Origin of the sequence: Curtobacterium sp. MCLR17_031 (genome assembly GCF_003234775.2) — a bacterium.
In the GTDB taxonomy this organism is placed as follows: Bacteria; Actinomycetota; Actinomycetes; order Actinomycetales; family Microbacteriaceae; genus Curtobacterium; species Curtobacterium flaccumfaciens.
The window spans coordinates 1076906-1091040 of the sequence record NZ_CP126270.1; the positions used below are offsets into that span (position 1 = coordinate 1076906).

General features: G+C 70.8%; 15 protein-coding genes, 2 tRNA genes and 1 pseudogene. 7 read left to right on the plus strand and 11 right to left on the minus strand.

What is annotated here, in order from left to right; translation table 11 throughout:
* Nucleotides 1–151: 151 nt before the first annotated feature.
* The 5 genes from DEI96_RS05185 to DEI96_RS05205 all read right to left on the minus strand — a co-directional run bounded on the left by DEI96_RS05185 (nucleotide 152) and on the right by DEI96_RS05205 (nucleotide 3938).
* Complete coding sequence (locus DEI96_RS05185; protein ID WP_035807616.1) at nucleotides 152–496, minus strand: metallopeptidase family protein; 345 nt, start codon at nucleotides 494–496, stop codon at nucleotides 152–154.
* A 167-nt stretch (nucleotides 497–663) separates the two neighbouring features.
* Nucleotides 664–739, minus strand: a tRNA-His gene (locus DEI96_RS05190).
* 75 nt (nucleotides 740–814) lie between these two features.
* Complete coding sequence (gene orn / locus DEI96_RS05195; RefSeq protein WP_111024210.1) at nucleotides 815–1453, minus strand: oligoribonuclease; 639 nt, start codon at nucleotides 1451–1453, stop codon at nucleotides 815–817.
* Between the two features lie 797 nt (nucleotides 1454–2250).
* On the minus strand, nucleotides 2251–3492 hold the full coding sequence (locus DEI96_RS05200; protein ID WP_111024209.1) for an MFS transporter: 1242 nt from the start codon (nucleotides 3490–3492) through the stop codon (nucleotides 2251–2253).
* Nucleotides 3489–3938 carry a MarR family winged helix-turn-helix transcriptional regulator gene (locus tag DEI96_RS05205; RefSeq protein ID WP_111024208.1) on the minus strand — a complete coding sequence of 150 codons (450 nt, stop codon included), beginning with the start codon at nucleotides 3936–3938 and terminating at the stop codon, nucleotides 3489–3491. Before DEI96_RS05205 ends, DEI96_RS05200 begins: the two co-directional genes overlap by 4 nt.
* An 83-nt stretch (nucleotides 3939–4021) precedes the next feature.
* On the opposite strand from DEI96_RS05205, the gene DEI96_RS05210 reads away from it, so the two are divergent.
* The gene (locus DEI96_RS05210) at nucleotides 4022–4312 is read left to right on the plus strand and encodes a hypothetical protein (RefSeq protein WP_017886051.1); all 291 of its coding nucleotides are present in this window, start codon (nucleotides 4022–4024) and stop codon (nucleotides 4310–4312) included.
* 29 nt (nucleotides 4313–4341) lie between these two features.
* Nucleotides 4342–4602, plus strand: coding sequence for a thioredoxin family protein (locus tag DEI96_RS05215; protein WP_027464648.1), 261 nt, complete (start codon nucleotides 4342–4344; stop codon nucleotides 4600–4602).
* On the opposite strand, the gene DEI96_RS05220 is transcribed toward DEI96_RS05215, so the two are convergent.
* The 3 genes and pseudogenes from DEI96_RS05220 to DEI96_RS05230 form a co-directional block, all read right to left on the minus strand.
* Entirely contained in the window at nucleotides 4546–6099 is a 1554-nt protein-coding gene (locus DEI96_RS05220) for a DUF6716 putative glycosyltransferase (RefSeq protein WP_111024207.1), read from the minus strand. The two genes, DEI96_RS05215 and DEI96_RS05220, sit on opposite strands and share 57 nt — an antisense overlap.
* Nucleotides 6100–6166: 67 nt before the next feature.
* Nucleotides 6167–7039 (minus strand): N-acetylneuraminate synthase family protein, encoded by an 873-nt coding sequence (locus DEI96_RS05225; protein ID WP_071405510.1) that lies wholly within the window; start codon nucleotides 7037–7039, stop codon nucleotides 6167–6169.
* Between the two features lie 225 nt (nucleotides 7040–7264).
* Nucleotides 7265–7792, minus strand: a pseudogene (locus DEI96_RS05230) (acylneuraminate cytidylyltransferase family protein); the annotation flags it as partial.
* Between the two features lie 152 nt (nucleotides 7793–7944).
* Between DEI96_RS05230 and DEI96_RS05235 the strand changes: the two are divergent.
* Nucleotides 7945–8017: transfer RNA gene (locus DEI96_RS05235), tRNA-Arg, on the plus strand.
* Between the two features lie 63 nt (nucleotides 8018–8080).
* Here DEI96_RS05235 and DEI96_RS05240 read toward each other — a convergent pair.
* Nucleotides 8081–9379, minus strand: coding sequence for a hypothetical protein (locus tag DEI96_RS05240; RefSeq protein ID WP_111024205.1), 1299 nt, complete (start codon nucleotides 9377–9379; stop codon nucleotides 8081–8083).
* Nucleotides 9380–9468: 89 nt separating this feature from the next.
* Nucleotides 9469–9735 carry a hypothetical protein gene (locus DEI96_RS05245; RefSeq protein WP_111024204.1) on the minus strand — a complete coding sequence of 89 codons (267 nt, stop codon included), beginning with the start codon at nucleotides 9733–9735 and terminating at the stop codon, nucleotides 9469–9471.
* Between the two features lie 150 nt (nucleotides 9736–9885).
* Here DEI96_RS05245 and msrA point away from each other — a divergent pair, with 150 nt between their 5' ends.
* From msrA to DEI96_RS05260, 3 genes are all read left to right on the plus strand, one after another.
* Entirely contained in the window at nucleotides 9886–10413 is a 528-nt protein-coding gene (gene msrA / locus DEI96_RS05250; protein WP_111024217.1) for a peptide-methionine (S)-S-oxide reductase MsrA, read from the plus strand.
* A gap of 37 nt (nucleotides 10414–10450) precedes the next feature.
* Nucleotides 10451–10654 (plus strand): hypothetical protein, encoded by a 204-nt coding sequence (locus DEI96_RS05255; protein ID WP_017886045.1) that lies wholly within the window; start codon nucleotides 10451–10453, stop codon nucleotides 10652–10654.
* 119 nt (nucleotides 10655–10773) lie between these two features.
* Nucleotides 10774–11445 (plus strand): single-stranded DNA-binding protein, encoded by a 672-nt coding sequence (locus DEI96_RS05260; protein WP_111024203.1) that lies wholly within the window; start codon nucleotides 10774–10776, stop codon nucleotides 11443–11445.
* A gap of 72 nt (nucleotides 11446–11517) precedes the next feature.
* Here the strand turns inward: DEI96_RS05260 and DEI96_RS05265 are convergent, their stop codons facing one another.
* A complete protein-coding gene (locus DEI96_RS05265) occupies nucleotides 11518–12255 on the minus strand; it encodes a hypothetical protein (RefSeq protein WP_111024202.1) in 738 nt (245 codons plus the stop codon).
* Nucleotides 12256–12444: 189 nt separating this feature from the next.
* On the opposite strand from DEI96_RS05265, the gene ettA reads away from it, so the two are divergent.
* The gene (ettA, locus tag DEI96_RS05270) at nucleotides 12445–14130 is read left to right on the plus strand and encodes an energy-dependent translational throttle protein EttA (RefSeq protein WP_111024201.1); all 1686 of its coding nucleotides are present in this window, start codon (nucleotides 12445–12447) and stop codon (nucleotides 14128–14130) included.
* Nucleotides 14131–14135 lie beyond the last annotated feature (5 nt).

Sequence of the window (14135 nt, forward strand, 5' to 3'; positions counted from 1 at the left end):
CTGCGGCGCGACTTTTCGCGGTGAGCGACAGTTCTCGCGCTCGTGGGCCCGAGGAATGTCGCTGAGCCCGAAACTCGGGCGCCGCCCGCCGCCCGCCGCCCGCCGCCCGCCGCCCGCCGCCCGCCGGGTGCGCGGGCGCGCCGGCTGGCCGCTACGCCCAGCCGAGTTCGTGCAGCCGCTCGTCGTCGATGCCGTAGAAGTGGCCGATCTCGTGCACGAGGGTGGTGTGCACCTCGTCCTTGAGCTCCTCGACGGTGTCGCACTCGGCCAGGTGCTGCTTGCGGAACACCACGATGCGGTCGGGCAGCTCACCGAAGCCGTACTGCCCGCGCTCGGTGGCTGCGATGCCGTCGTACACGCCGAAGAGCTCTTCGCCGTTCTCCGGTTCGTCCTCGACGACGAACACCACGTTGTCGAGCCCGTCGACCATCTCGTCGGGGAGCAGGTCGAGTTCGTCGGTCACGAGTTGCTCGAACGCGTCGGCGGACATCTCCATCACGTGGGGGATCGTCCCACACCACGCTGACCACTCGCGGCTGACCATCGGTGGCTGACCACTCGCGGCTCACCACTCGCGGCGAAGCCGCACGGCGCCGGAGGTGCCCACACAAACACTGAGGGAGAGCCCCGGTTGCGTCACACGCAACAGGACTCTCCCTCGACTGGGGTGAATAACGGGTCTCGAACCCGCGACCTCCTAGACCACAACCAGGCGCTCTACCAACTGAGCTATATCCACCATGTTCGAACCGGCGGACCGGCGCGACCACTCAATAGTAGTACATGCGAGACGGGGTGCGGACCACCCGTGTCGCTACTCGGCCGCGGGCTGCGCCAGCCGTGACTCCCACTTCGCCACGACGTCGGCCTGCACGGCACGCACGTCGTCGGTGCTCGGGCCGGGCTCGGCGACGAAGCCGGCGCGGCGGTAGTACTCGAGCTCGCGGATCGACTCGAGGATGTCCGCGAGGGCCCGGTGCCCACCGTGCTTCTCCGGCGCGTTGAAGTACACGCGGGGGAACCAGCGGCGGCAGAGCTCCTTGATGCTCGACACGTCGACGCTGCGGTAGTGCAGGTGCCCGTCGACCCGCGGCATGTACTTCGACAGGAACGCGCGGTCGGTGCCGATGGTGTTACCGGCCAGGGGCGCGGAGCCCTCGGCGGGGACGTGCTCGAGGATGTACTCGAGCACCTGGTACTCGGCGTCCGCCAGGCTCACGCCGTTCGGGATCTCGTCGATGAGCCCCGAGGTGACGTGCATGTTCGTCACGAACTCGTTCATGTTGTCGAGCGCCGACTGGTCCGGCTTGATGACGATGTCGAACCCGGGGTGCACGGGCTCGAGGTCGAAGTCGGTGATGACCACGGCCACCTCGACGAGTTCGTCGACCTCGAGGTCGAGGCCGGTCATCTCGCAGTCGATCCAGACGAGGCGGTCATTCGCGGTTGCCATGCCCCCGATCCTATTCCCGCCCCGTGTGCCTCCCGTACGTGCCGCTGCGCCCGCTCGCGCTGGCCGGCCCGTGCCTGCCCGTTCCCGCCCGATCCGTGCGTCGGATGCGCGAGCGGATGCGCGAGCGGGCGAAATGCCGCGGTCGCCCTGCGGACGCACCCGGACATTTTGCCCGCTCGTCCGGGACGCGAGCCGCATGCGGTGCAGGCGACCGCCTGGGGGCCCGTGGTTACCCCGGCAGGCCGCCCCGCGCCTCCAGGCGGTCGCCCTCCACCCCGCCTGCCGCGCCGATCCCGCCTCCTCACCACGAGCGGGCGAAATGCCGCGGCCACCCCGTGGACGCACCGCGGCATTCCGCCCGCTCGCCGACGCTGCCGCCCCGGTCGCGGCTCCGCCCGCCCGTGTTCAGCCGAGCGGGCGAAATGCCGAGGGTGCCCTGCCGGCGCACCCGGATGTTTCGCCCGCTCGTCTGGACGCGAGCCGCGAGCACTGCAGGTGACCGCCTGGAGGCCCGGGGCGACCCCGGCAGGCCGCCCTGCGCCTCCAGGCGGTCGCCCTCCACCCCGCCTGCCGCACGGTTCTGGCCAGCTCCGCACGAGCGGGCGAAATGCCGGCGTCGCTCTGCAGCCGAGGCCGGGCATTTCGCCCGCTCGCGGGTGGGTGTGGAACGAGGGGCGAGCGAGCCCGCACACGGACGCACGAGCGGGCGGAATGCCGGGGTGCCCACGGGGGACACTCCGGCATTTCGCCCGTTCGTGGAGAAGTGGGGAATCGGGAAGGCGCCCGCAGCCCCGCCGCTAGGCCATGTCGCCGGCGGTGATGGCCTCGGCCTCGACGCGCTCCGGCTCGGGTCCGTCGTCGACGCGGCGCAGGACCCTGGTGGTGCAGAGGATCACGACGAAGGCGACCGCGACGGATGCACCCGCGAAGACGTAGGCGGCTGAGGGGGAGTACGCGTCGGCGAGCAGGGTCGCGACGGGCGGGGCGATGGCGCCACCGATGAAGCGGACGGCGGAGTAGGCGCTCGAGGCGACGGAGCGGGGGAGGTCGGTGGCCTCCATGACGCACTCGGTGAGCACCGTGTTCAGGACACCGAGGACGAGGCCGCCGATGACGACGCAGATGATCAGGCCGACCTGGGACCGCACGACGAGGGCCGCGGCGAACAGGTCGAGCGCGAGCAGGGGCAGCGCGATCTTCAGCACCGTCGTCCTCCGGAGACGTGCGGTGAGCATCGGGGCGACCCACACCGACGTGATCGCGAGACCGACACCCCAGCCGAAGAAGGTGAACCCGATGCCGAGCGCGCCGAAGCCGAGCGGGAACGGGGTGTACGCCAGCAGGACGAAGAAGCCGATGTTGTAGAACAGCGCGGTCGCGGCGAGGGCGGCGAGTGCCGGACGGGTCAGGGCGCGGAAGGGTGCGGAGAGCTTCGTCGGCGTGGGCTTCTCGAGGCTGCCGGTCTTCAGCAGGGCAACGATGGCGATGAACGCGACGGCCATCAGGGTCGTGACGCCGAAGAACGGGCCGCGCCAGCTCACCGAGCCGAGCAGACCTCCGACCAGAGGGCCGACGGCGATGCCGAGGCCCAGCGCTGCCTCGTACAGGATGATCGCCGAGGCGGTGCCGCCGGACGCTGCTCCGACGATGGTCGCGAGCGCGGTGGAGATGAAGAGCGCGTTGCCGAGGCCCCAGCCGGCACGGAAGTCGATGATGCTCCACACACTGTTCGACGTCGCCGCGAGCACCGAGAAGAGGACGATCAGGGCGAGTCCGATGAGCAGGGTGCGCTTCGCGCCGATGCGGCTGGAGACCCAGCTGGTGAAGAACATCGCGACACCGGTGACGGCCAGGTAGCTCGTGAAGAGCAGCTCGGTCTGCGCGGGGGTCGCCTTGAGGGACGCCGCGATCGCCGGGAGGATCGGGTCGACGAGCCCGATGCCCATGAACGCGACGACGCAGGCGAAGGCGATCGCCCAGACCGCGGACGACTGCTTGAGGATGGAGCCGGACTGGCCGGCGGGTGCGTGGGCCTTCACGCGGGGATCTCCGTTCCGTTGGGGGTTGTCCGGGTGCGCTGGGCGATCAGGTTCGCCGCGTGGTGCAGGACGTCCCAGTCGTCGTCGGTCAGGTCGGCGAACAACGGACCGACCGTGCTGGTGAGGGTGGAGCGCCAGGAAGCGAGCCGTTCGCGACCGGCCTCGGTGAGTTCGATGAGCTGCCCGCGGGAGTCGTCCGGGTCGACGCTGCGGCTGACCAGGCCGTCGGCGAGCATGCCGGCGACGAGTCGGGTCATCGTGGGCTGCGCCACACGGGAGGCGGTGGCCAGCTCGCCGAGTCGCAGGGGTTCGTCGGTCTCGAGGATGCCGAGCGTGCGCCAGACCGCGGTGGACGTGGTGTTGCCCGTCGACTGGACGGCGCTGCGGATCAGGCGGTTGACGGAGACGAGGAGGGTCTCGATCGTCTGCTCACGCGGTGTTTCCATAGCTGAACTATATAGCTGTGCTATGGATCGCGCAAGGACGGGCTGGACAGACTGCACCAGCCGCCGCCTGGTAGAAGGGAGGCATGAGCGACATCACCATCCACGAAGGCGACGAGTACACCGCGATCTTCCACGGCGGCCCCTTCGACGGCACGACCGACACCCGCACCGCCACGAGCGACGCGCTGGACGACGAGGTCACGGTGTTCGCCGACGTCGAGGGCCTGCAGACGGCCTTCACCTACCGCGCCACCAAGTCCCGCCAGGTCCTCGACCAGATCTCGGTCGAGTTCACTTACGAGCCCAGCGAGTCCGACCCGGTCGACGACCTGCAGGACCGCGGCGACCGCAGCGGCGAGTTCGACCGGGAGTAGAACCCCCACCCGCCGCGTTGCAGGACCACATGCAGCTCGACCTCTGGACGTCCGCCTTCTGTGCGCCGTGTGCCGCCGCCCGCCGGGTGTCGGCCGAGGCCTCGGCGCTCGTCCCCGGGCTCACCGTGACCGAACGCGACGTGGCGGCACACCCCGACGACGCGGAAGACCTCGGTATCCGGTCCACCCCCACGATCATCGTGCGGCAGGACGACGGCACCGAGGTCTTCCGTTCACCCGGCGTCCCGACCAGGGACCAGCTCCTGCTCGCGGTGGCCAAGGCGCTCTGAACGAGCCTCCGCCGCGGCCGGGGCGGCCGCCGCCGCAGCCGTCCCAGCGGCGCTCCCCGGCGCGGGCACAGCGGCCCGCGCCCCCGCACGCTGCGACGTCGGCGCCGCCACCACGACGGGCTCCGGCGGATCGACCAGCGCCCGCACGCGTCGTGCCAGACGCTTCGCGCCCCGGATCGGTGCCCCGATGCCCAGTGCCACCAGCCCGAGCGGACTGCGATCGGCCCCACCGAGGGCGTTCTTCCGCTCCCACGCACGGCGTAGCACCCCACCGCGACTCCGCCGAGCGGGTGCCCGGTCCACCAACGTGCCGGCGTCCCGTCGGGCCATGAGCTCCACGAGCCGGTGCTGCCAGTCGTCCTCCGAGGCCGGGTGGAAGTAGTTGTCCCGCATCCACTCCGGCCGGACGACGCCGAACCGTCCGTCGACCAGGTCGACGGCGTCCCCCTCGAGGCCGCTCCCCACGAACACCTCGTTGATCAGGTGCCGCCCGATTCCGAAGTCGGTCAGCGTGAGCGCGGGCACGCCCCGTGCCGCCGCCTCGAGCACCGCGGTCGAGCTGATCGTCACGAGCGCCACCGCCCGGTCGAGGTGCTCGGCCATCGGTCCGCTCTCGACCACGAGGTTGGTCGGCGCGTCCGCGGGCACCAGGTCCGGGTACGGGTGCTCCTCGCGGTGCGTCTGGTGCTCACCGGCCGCAGCGCGCGTCTTGATGACGACGCGCCACTCCGGGTGCGCCCGCGCTGTCTCCACGAGCCACCGCACGACGAGGGCCCGGTCGGCCCGCTCGAACGGCACACTCGGCTGCGCCGCGAAAACGACGGAGTCGCGGCCCATCGAGCCCGCACCATCGCTCGCGCCGGCACCGCCGGTCGCGCCGGCACCACGCGCGAAGGGCAGCGTGGCGAGCGCGAAGTGCGGCTCGACGCCGCCCTCGCGCGCCATCTCCTCGTACGCGCGGACCTCACGGTGGCTGTGCAGCACGAACAGGTCGGCCCGGGCTCGGAAGAAGATGCCCTTCCACTTGGACGGGAACGAGATCCCCGGCAGCCCCGACACCAGCACCGGCCGGTCCGGGATCCGCCGGTGTACCTCGTCGATCACGAGCTCGGCCACCGGTCCGATCAACGACACCAGGACGGCGTCCGGCGGGTCCTGTCGGAGCTCCTCGACGACGGCGTCGACGTCCTTCGGTGCGGGCGGTTCGCGGTGCAGGTGGGCGAGGCGCCGGTCCAGCCCGCGGAACGCCGACCGCAGCTGCTTCGTGCTCGCCGACCGCGGGGTCGCCACGGTGCGCAGCTCCAGGTCCCAGTCCGCCGGGGCGCTCGCCAGCAGGTGGGCGCCCCACTTCGCGAACGAGTCGGTGTCGACCAGGCCGACCACGCGTCGGACGCGTGGTGACGCGTCGGACGGGAGGCGCGCCTCCAGTCCGACCGTCGACCCACCGCCGTCAGCCGGCGCGTCCAAGGCGCTGGTCCCGTCGACCGGGCCGGTCACGCGCCGACGCGACGCAGCTTCGCGAGCGGTGCCTGCTCGCCGGCGGTCGGATGGGGACTGCATCCGCTCACGCGCCGACGCGACGCAGCTTCGCGAGCGGTGCCTGCTCGCCGGGGAAGATCCTCTTGACGCCGTCGCCGAGGGCGGTCTCGATGATGCGGATGTCGCGGGCGAGCGTCTTCAGGCCGTGCGGCTCGAGCGACGCGGCGTGGTCGGAGCCCCACATCGTGCGGTCGAGCGTGATGTGGCGCTCGACGGCCGTGGCACCGAGGGCGACCGCGGCGATCGAGATCTGCAGGCCGGGCTCGTGGCCGGAGTAGCCGACGGGGACGCCCGCGTAGCGGTGGGCGAGGGTGTCGATCATGCGGAGGTTCGCCTCCTCGGCCGGCAGCGGGTAGGTCGACGTCGCGTGCATGAGGACGAGGCGGTCGGTGCCGAGGGCCTCGACGGCGGCGTCGATCTGCTCGAGCGTGGACATGCCGGTCGACAGGATGACGGGCTTGCCGGTCGCGGCGACGGCGGCGAGCATGCCGAGGTCGGTGACGGACGCCGAGGCGATCTTGTACGCGACGACGTTGAGGTCCTCGAGGAAGTCGACGGACGGCTCATCCCACGGCGACGCGAACCAGTCGAGGCCGCGGAGGGTCGCGTGGTCGCCGATCTCGATGTACTGGTCGCGGTCGAACTCGACGCGGTAGCGGTACTCCAGGTAGGTCATGTCGCCCCACGGGGTGCTGCGCGGGGTGTTCTTCATGTGCTCCGGCGTGGAGATCGCGGGGGTGCGCTTCTGGAACTTCACGGCCTGCAGGCCCGCGTCCGCAGCGACGTCGATGAGCTGCTTCGCGATGTCGACGTCGCCGTTGTGGTTGAGGCCGATCTCGCCGATGAGGTACGCGGGGTGGCCCGCGCCGATCGTGGACGTACCGATGGTGACGGTCATGGTGCTCCGTTCGGTGCGGGGGGTGGCCCGCGTCGGGGATGGGTCTCGGGTCGTGGTGGGTGTGGGCGCTTCGGCGAGGGCTTCGGCGAGGGCTTCGGCGAGGGCCAGGTCGGCCTCGTCGTCGATGTCGATGGCGCCGGCACCGTCGACGACGGCCAGCTCGACGCGGCCGTGGAACCGGTGTCGGTTCTCGAGGAACCCCGCCGTCCGCATGACGTAGAAGGCGCCGGTCTCGCGGTACTCGGGCTCGCGGTCCTGCCGGCGGGGCCTGGTCGCAGCGTCGTGGTTCACCGCCACCGCGGTGCCGTCCGGGGCGGTCCGCCACAGGAACGCGTGCGACGGCGTGGCGGCGAACACCGCGTCGGCGTGCCCGTCGACCACGCGCTCGACGGCGGCGTCGAGGTCGGCCGGGTCGATGAACGGCGAGGTCGCCTGCAGGAAGACGAGGACCTCGGGCAGCGGCGTGCTGATCGCGTCGAGGACGTGCAACAGGGCGGACTCCGAGGACGCCTCGTCACCGGCGAGCTCGGCCGGACGGCGGACCACGGCGGCACCGGCGGCGACCGCCTCGGCAGCGATGGCGTCACCGTCGGTCGTGACGACGACCTCGTCGATGCGGGTGGCACGTCGTGCCGAGTCGACCGCTCGCCGGACCAGCGAACGTCCCGCGACCGTGCGGAGGTTCTTGCCGGGGATCCCCTTCGACCCGGCACGTGCGGGCACGACGGCGAGGACGGAACCGGTGGTGCGCATGCTCCGGACGCTACGAAGCGCGGGTGTCGCGGAGGGGAACGGGGAGCAGACGGCGTCCGACCGTTGGGCGACCGCCGGGTCCTGTCACGGCGACGCGGCGGGGCGCGCATCGAGCGTCCCGGGGCTGCTCGCCGCTACAATCGACGCTGCTCGCCTCCGTAGCTCAGTGGATAGAGCAGGTGGTTTCTACCCACCGTGCCGCGGGTTCGATTCCTGCCGGGGGCGCCGAAGACGAACAGGGCCGCCATCCTCTCCGGATGGCGGCCCTGTTCTCGTCGTGGGGGGTGGTTACTCGTCGTCGTCCGCGGCGCGGCGTCGGAGTTCGGCGGCGCTGATCGGCTGCGTGTACGGCGCCTCCGAGGTCTCGTTCGCGTCGGCCGGCTCGGCGGGGGCCTGGTTCAGACGCGTCGGGACGGACGTGGTGTTCGTCGCGCCGGGGGTGTCGACCCGGGGTGCCGATGCGGGCGGGACGTCGTTCGCGGGCGCCCGGTTGACGTGTGAGTCGGCCGAGGTGGGCGTCGCGACGGGGCGGTCGGAAGAGGACGGGCGGTCGTTCCGCGGTGCGCGGTCGGTGTCGCCGAAGGCGCGGGTGGCGCTCGCGTCGCCGGGTGCCCGCGGGGCGCGGTCGTCGTCCACGACCTCGGTGTCGTCCGTGCCGCGGCCCTGAACGGAGCGGGCGGGCGAGGTCGGGGTGCCGAGCGCCGGACGGACCGGGGGCGCAGCCTCGTCGTCGCCGTAGACGCGCGTGGTGTTGTCACCGAAGGAGCGCGTGGCGTTCTGGTCGGCGCTGCCGCGGTTCGGGTTCTTGCCCACGCCACGGTTCACGGAGAACGACGGGGTCGTCCCGCCTGCGGCACCGGCTGACGCAGCGCCGGGCGCAGCAGCACCGGCTGCGGCAGCGGCCGGAGGAGTCGTCGGTGCGGATGCGGGGCGCTGGGCCGGACGCAGCGAGGTCGTCGTCGGGGTGGGACGCTCGGCGGGAGCAGCCGGAGCCGGCGCCGGGGCCTGTGCGGGTGCCTGGGTGCGAGGGGCCTCGGCCTGGTCGGCGTTCCAGTCCTGCTGGCGCTTGATCAGGTCGGCGTCGGGGTCCGGGGACTCGAACTTCCAGCGCTCGAGGTCGGCCTTGAAGAGCTTGCGCGCACGACTCGGTCGCGCCTGCCAGTCGAGCAGGCGGTCACGGAACTCGGCGAGGGACTGGTCCGCCTGGAAGCTGAACGTCGACGAGTTCTTCTTGATGTCGGCGATCTCGTGCTGGGCCCAGTTGGCGGCCAGTGGCGCACCCTGCACGGGGAGCAGGCGCAGCCGGATGTCGGCGTCCTCGGCGAGGTGGTCGGCGTACGCACGCTCGTCGTGTCCGAGCGATCCCCATGCCGCTGCCTTGCGCGCAGCCGTCAGGATCGCGGCGACGGCCGCGTTCTTCGATTCCCGCTCCTGCAGCGCCACGACCCGCTTGGTCGCACTGCGCCCGATGAGCGCCGCGATGACGCCCGCCACGACGATGGCGACGAAGGGGATCACAGCGCCCGAGAGCACCCGCCAACCCGTGTCGGACGAAGTCCAGTCGGTCAGGTCGTTCCACCAGTCCATGCGCGCACCATACCCACGGAACGGTCAGGCGTCGGGGAGGCCGGACGGCGTTCCGTGCATCCCGGTGCAGATGATTCCAATGTGGAACATCATGACCAGCGCAGGGTGTCCACGGCGTCGTCGGCGGACCACACGCTCGGCAGCTCGACGAACCGACGCTCGGTCGCGACGTACCGGCGGGCACGGTAGGCGGTGTCACCGGCGACGTCGATGCGGTCGACGTACCCGACGATCTCTCCGTTGGCCCGGGTGACCCGGCTCAGGTCGTCGCGGACGTCGAGGATGCGGTAGTCGCCCCGGGCGCGGGCCAGCGGGACGCTGCGGATCCGCAGTGCGGGTTCGGTGATGGTCTGCATCGCTGGCCTCCTGGTCGGTGTGGTGCCGACGCTACGGGGGACCACCGACACGCCGAGGGGTGCCATCCGATCTGGGGAACAGGGTCCCCGCGCACACTGTTGTGGAGGAACGACGGGGCTGCACGGGCAGCCCGGAGAGAGGTTGTGGCCATGACCACGTTCGTGCTCGCAGGTGGATGTTTCTGGTGTCTCGACGCCGTGTACCGCACGCTCCAGGGTGTGCAGGACGTGGTGTCCGGCTACGTCGGCGGACAGGTCGAGGAGCCCTCGTACGAACTGGTGTGCACCGGGACGACTGGGCACGCCGAGGCGGTCGCGGTGACGTTCGACGAGTCGGTGATCCCGGCCGACGTGATCCTCGACGTCTTCTTCACGCTGCACGACCCCCGGCAGCTGAACCGCCAGGGGGCCGACGTCGGCACGCAGTACCGCTCGGCGATGTTCCCGGCCGACGACGCGCAGCGCGAGCTGTTCGAGCGCGCCATCGAGCGGGCGTCGGACATCTGGGACGGCGGCATCGTCACCACCATCGAGCCGCTCTCGACGTTCTGGACGGCCGAGGAGTACCACCAGGACTTCTTCGCGAAGAACCCCGGGCAGGGCTACTGCCTCGCAGTCGCGCTGCCCAAGGTGAACAAGGTCCGGAAGGCCTACAGTCAGTACATCCTGGCGTCCTGACCCCGGGGCGGCAGGGCCACGAGGAGGTGGTTCGAACATGACGGACAACACGGGAACCTGGGTCGCGATCGGTCCGGCCGGAGCGGTGGGCAGCATCCACCGCGCGGCGGACGGGTTCGAGGTCGAGCTCTACGGACGACGACGGGCGGGCGGGCCGTACCCGTCCCTCGAGTCCGCGAAGGGCGCGGTCCACGCCGCGCTCGGACCGTTGGCCGCCCGGCCCGAGTTCCGAGCGCACTGACCGGGTCCGGACAGGAGGCTCGGGGGACTCGTCCTCCACAGGTCACCTGATCGGGTCCACACGCCACAGATCGAGCCCGGGGTCGCTGACGCGGCCCCGGGCTCCGTGACGATCGACGCATGAACGACATCATCACCGTCTGCGGAATCGTCGCCACCGAGCCCCGGCACCTCGTCACCGAGACCGGCATCGCCATCACGAGTCTCCGACTCGCCTCACCCTCTCGTCGCTGGGACCGGGCCACCGCCGCCTGGGTCAACGGCGCCACCAACTGGTACACCGTCACCGCGTTCCGGTCGCTCGCGTCGAACGTGTACAAGTCCCTGAAGAAGGGCGACCGGATCGTCGTCGCCGGCCGGGTCCGCATCCGCACGTGGGAACGCGACGGTCGCGGCGGGACCTCGGTCGAGATCGACGCCGACGGCATCGGTCACGACCTCGCGTGGGGGATCAGCAACTGGCTGCGGGTGCCGCGGCAGGTCGGCGACGGCGCCTCGGGGCAGGGTGGCCTGCGCGGTGTGGACCCCCGCACCGGCGAGGTCCGCGACCCGGCGGGGCACGGCGCCGGTCACGGAGCGGAGCCGGACGGCTCGCACGACCACGCACCGGCGACCGAGCACGGTCCGGCCGGTGACGGTGACGGCGACGTCGACGGGGACCACGGGGCACCGCCGCTCGGCCACGGCGAGGAGCCCGCGGGGCCGTCCGAGCACGTCCTCGAACAGGACGCCGCCCCCTGGGACCCCGCGCCGCCCCTCGACGACCACGCCCACGACGCCGAAGCGGCCTGACCCGCACGCCGACCGGAGTCGGGGTGCGGGTCAGGCCGCCGGGGACGCGTGCGGTTCACCGCGTCGCGTCGGTCACCACTTCTGGGCGATCATCCCGATGCCGGAGACCTGGGCGGTGTCCCAGTTGCCGCCACGGGGCAGCCCGGCCACGCGGCCGTCGATCTTGAAGCTGGCACCCTGAACCCGCGGGCTGTTCGTCTGCTTCGCCTTCAGTCCGTGGAACGAGAAGCTCGTGTCCCACTTGCCGTTCAGGCCGGTGTTCGACTTGCGGTCGCCGACCGTGATGCGGGTGTTCTGCACCGTGGAGTGCACGACGTCACCGTTCAGGCGGGCGTTGGCCTCGGCGTTGAAGAACAGGCGACCGTCGAGGTTGAGCTTGAGGGTGCCGATCGTCTTGTGGTTCACGATCATCGTCGCGACGTCGTTCTTGTACCAGCGCATGCCGATGGGCGTGAGCTTGTTGGTGGCCAGGCCCAGGTAGCCGTAGGTGAACTTGCCGTTCTGCACGCGCTCCCAGATGTAGCGCGGCTTGCCCTTGCTCTGCGGGGAGCCCTTGTCCGACTGGATCCCGAACGAGTAGGCGTTGTTGTGGGCGTCGTGCACGTTGATGTACGACGAGTAGCCGGTGCCCGTGCCGTTGGCGCTGATGCTCGCCGTGTACAGCAGGTACGGGCTGCCCTTCGGCACGGCACCGGCGGCCGATGCCGGCGACACCGGGGCGATGAGCGCGACGGTGAGTGCGATCGCTCCGACGAAGGGGAGCGCGAGGCGGCGGAGCCGCGACGGGGTCGTGGTCGTGTGCGTGGTCATGGTCCTCGTCCTGTCCGTGGTCCTGATCCTGGTCCTCGTCGTGGTGGGCGACGGGCCCGAGGTAGCGGGGTGAGGCCAAGCTACGTCGTCCGTGTCGCGAACAACAGGCTTGTTCGTACAGGTGCGGGAAGCGGCGATCCGGCGTCGGGCGAGCGGTGCTCCGGCGGTGTCACTACACTTGGGGCCGATATGGCTGAGTACATCTACCAGATGGTCCGCGCCCGCAAGGCGGTCGGCGACAAGCTGATCCTCGACGACGTCACGATGTCGTTCCTCCCCGGTGCCAAGATCGGCGTCGTCGGACCGAACGGTGCGGGCAAGTCGACGATCCTGAAGATCATGGCGGGTCTCGACCAGCCGTCCAACGGTGAGGCGAAGCTCACGCCGGGCTTCAGCGTCGGCATCCTCATGCAGGAGCCGGAGCTCGACGAGAGCAAGACCGTGCTCGAGAACGTGCAGGAAGGCGTGGGCGAGATCCACGGCAAGCTCGCACGCTTCAACGAGATATCGGCGCTCATGGCCGAGCCGGACGCCGACTTCGACGCGCTCCTGGCCGAGATGGGCACCCTGCAGGAGGACATCGACGCCGCCGACGCGTGGGACCTCGACTCCCAGCTCGAGCAGGCCATGGCCGCGCTGCAGTGCCCCCCGGGGGACGAACTCGTCACCCACCTGTCCGGTGGTGAGAAGCGCCGCGTCGCGCTCTGCAAGCTGCTGCTCCAGAAGCCCGACCTGCTCCTCCTCGACGAGCCCACCAACCACCTCGATGCCGAGAGCGTGCTCTGGCTCGAGCAGCACCTGCAGCAGTACCACGGTGCCGTCCTCGCCGTGACCCACGACCGGTACTTCCTGGACCACGTCGCCCAGTGGATCGCCGAGGTCGACCGTGGCCGCCTGTACCCGTACGAGGGCAACTACTCGACCTACCTCGAGAAGAAGCGTGCTCGTCTCGAGGTCCAGGGCAAGAAGGACGCCAAGCTCGCGAAGCGCCTGTCGTCCGAGCTCGACTGGGTCCGGAGCAACACCAAGGGCCGTCAGGCGAAGTCGAAGGCCCGTCTCGCCCGATACGAGGAGATGGTCACCGAGGCCGAGCGCACCCGCAAGCTCGACTTCGAGGAGATCGTGATCCCGGTCGGCCCGCGTCTGGGTTCGCAGGTCATCGACGCCGAGCACCTGCGCAAGCAGTTCGGTGAGCGCGTCATCATCGGCGACCTGTCGTTCACGCTGCCCCGCAACGGCATCGTCGGCGTCATCGGCCCGAACGGTGTCGGCAAGACCACGCTCTTCAAGACGATCGTCGGCCTCGAGCCCCTCGACGGCGGCAGGCTGAAGATCGGCGACACGGTCGACATCTCGTACGTCGACCAGAGCCGTGGTGGCATCGACCCGAACAAGAACCTGTGGGAGGTCGTGTCCGACGGACTCGACTACATCCAGGTCGGCAAGACCGAGATCCCGTCCCGCGCCTACGTGTCGCAGTTCGGCTTCAAGGGTCCGGACCAGCAGAAGCGAGCCGGCATCCTGTCCGGTGGTGAGCGCAACCGTCTGAACCTGGCGCTGACGCTCAAGCAGGGCGGCAACCTGCTGCTCCTCGACGAGCCGACCAACGACCTGGACGTCGAGACGCTCGGCAGCCTCGAGAACGCCCTGCTCGAGTACCCCGGTTGCGCCGTGGTCATCACCCACGACCGGTGGTTCCTCGACCGCATCGCCACGCACATCCTGGCGTGGGAAGGCCTCAACGAGGACGGCACGCCGAACTGGTACTGGTTCGAGGGCAACTTCGAGGCCTACGAGGAGAACAAGATCGAGCGCCTCGGCGCCGATGCCGCGAAGCCCGGGCGCGCGACGTACCGCAAGCTCACCCGCGACTGACCCTC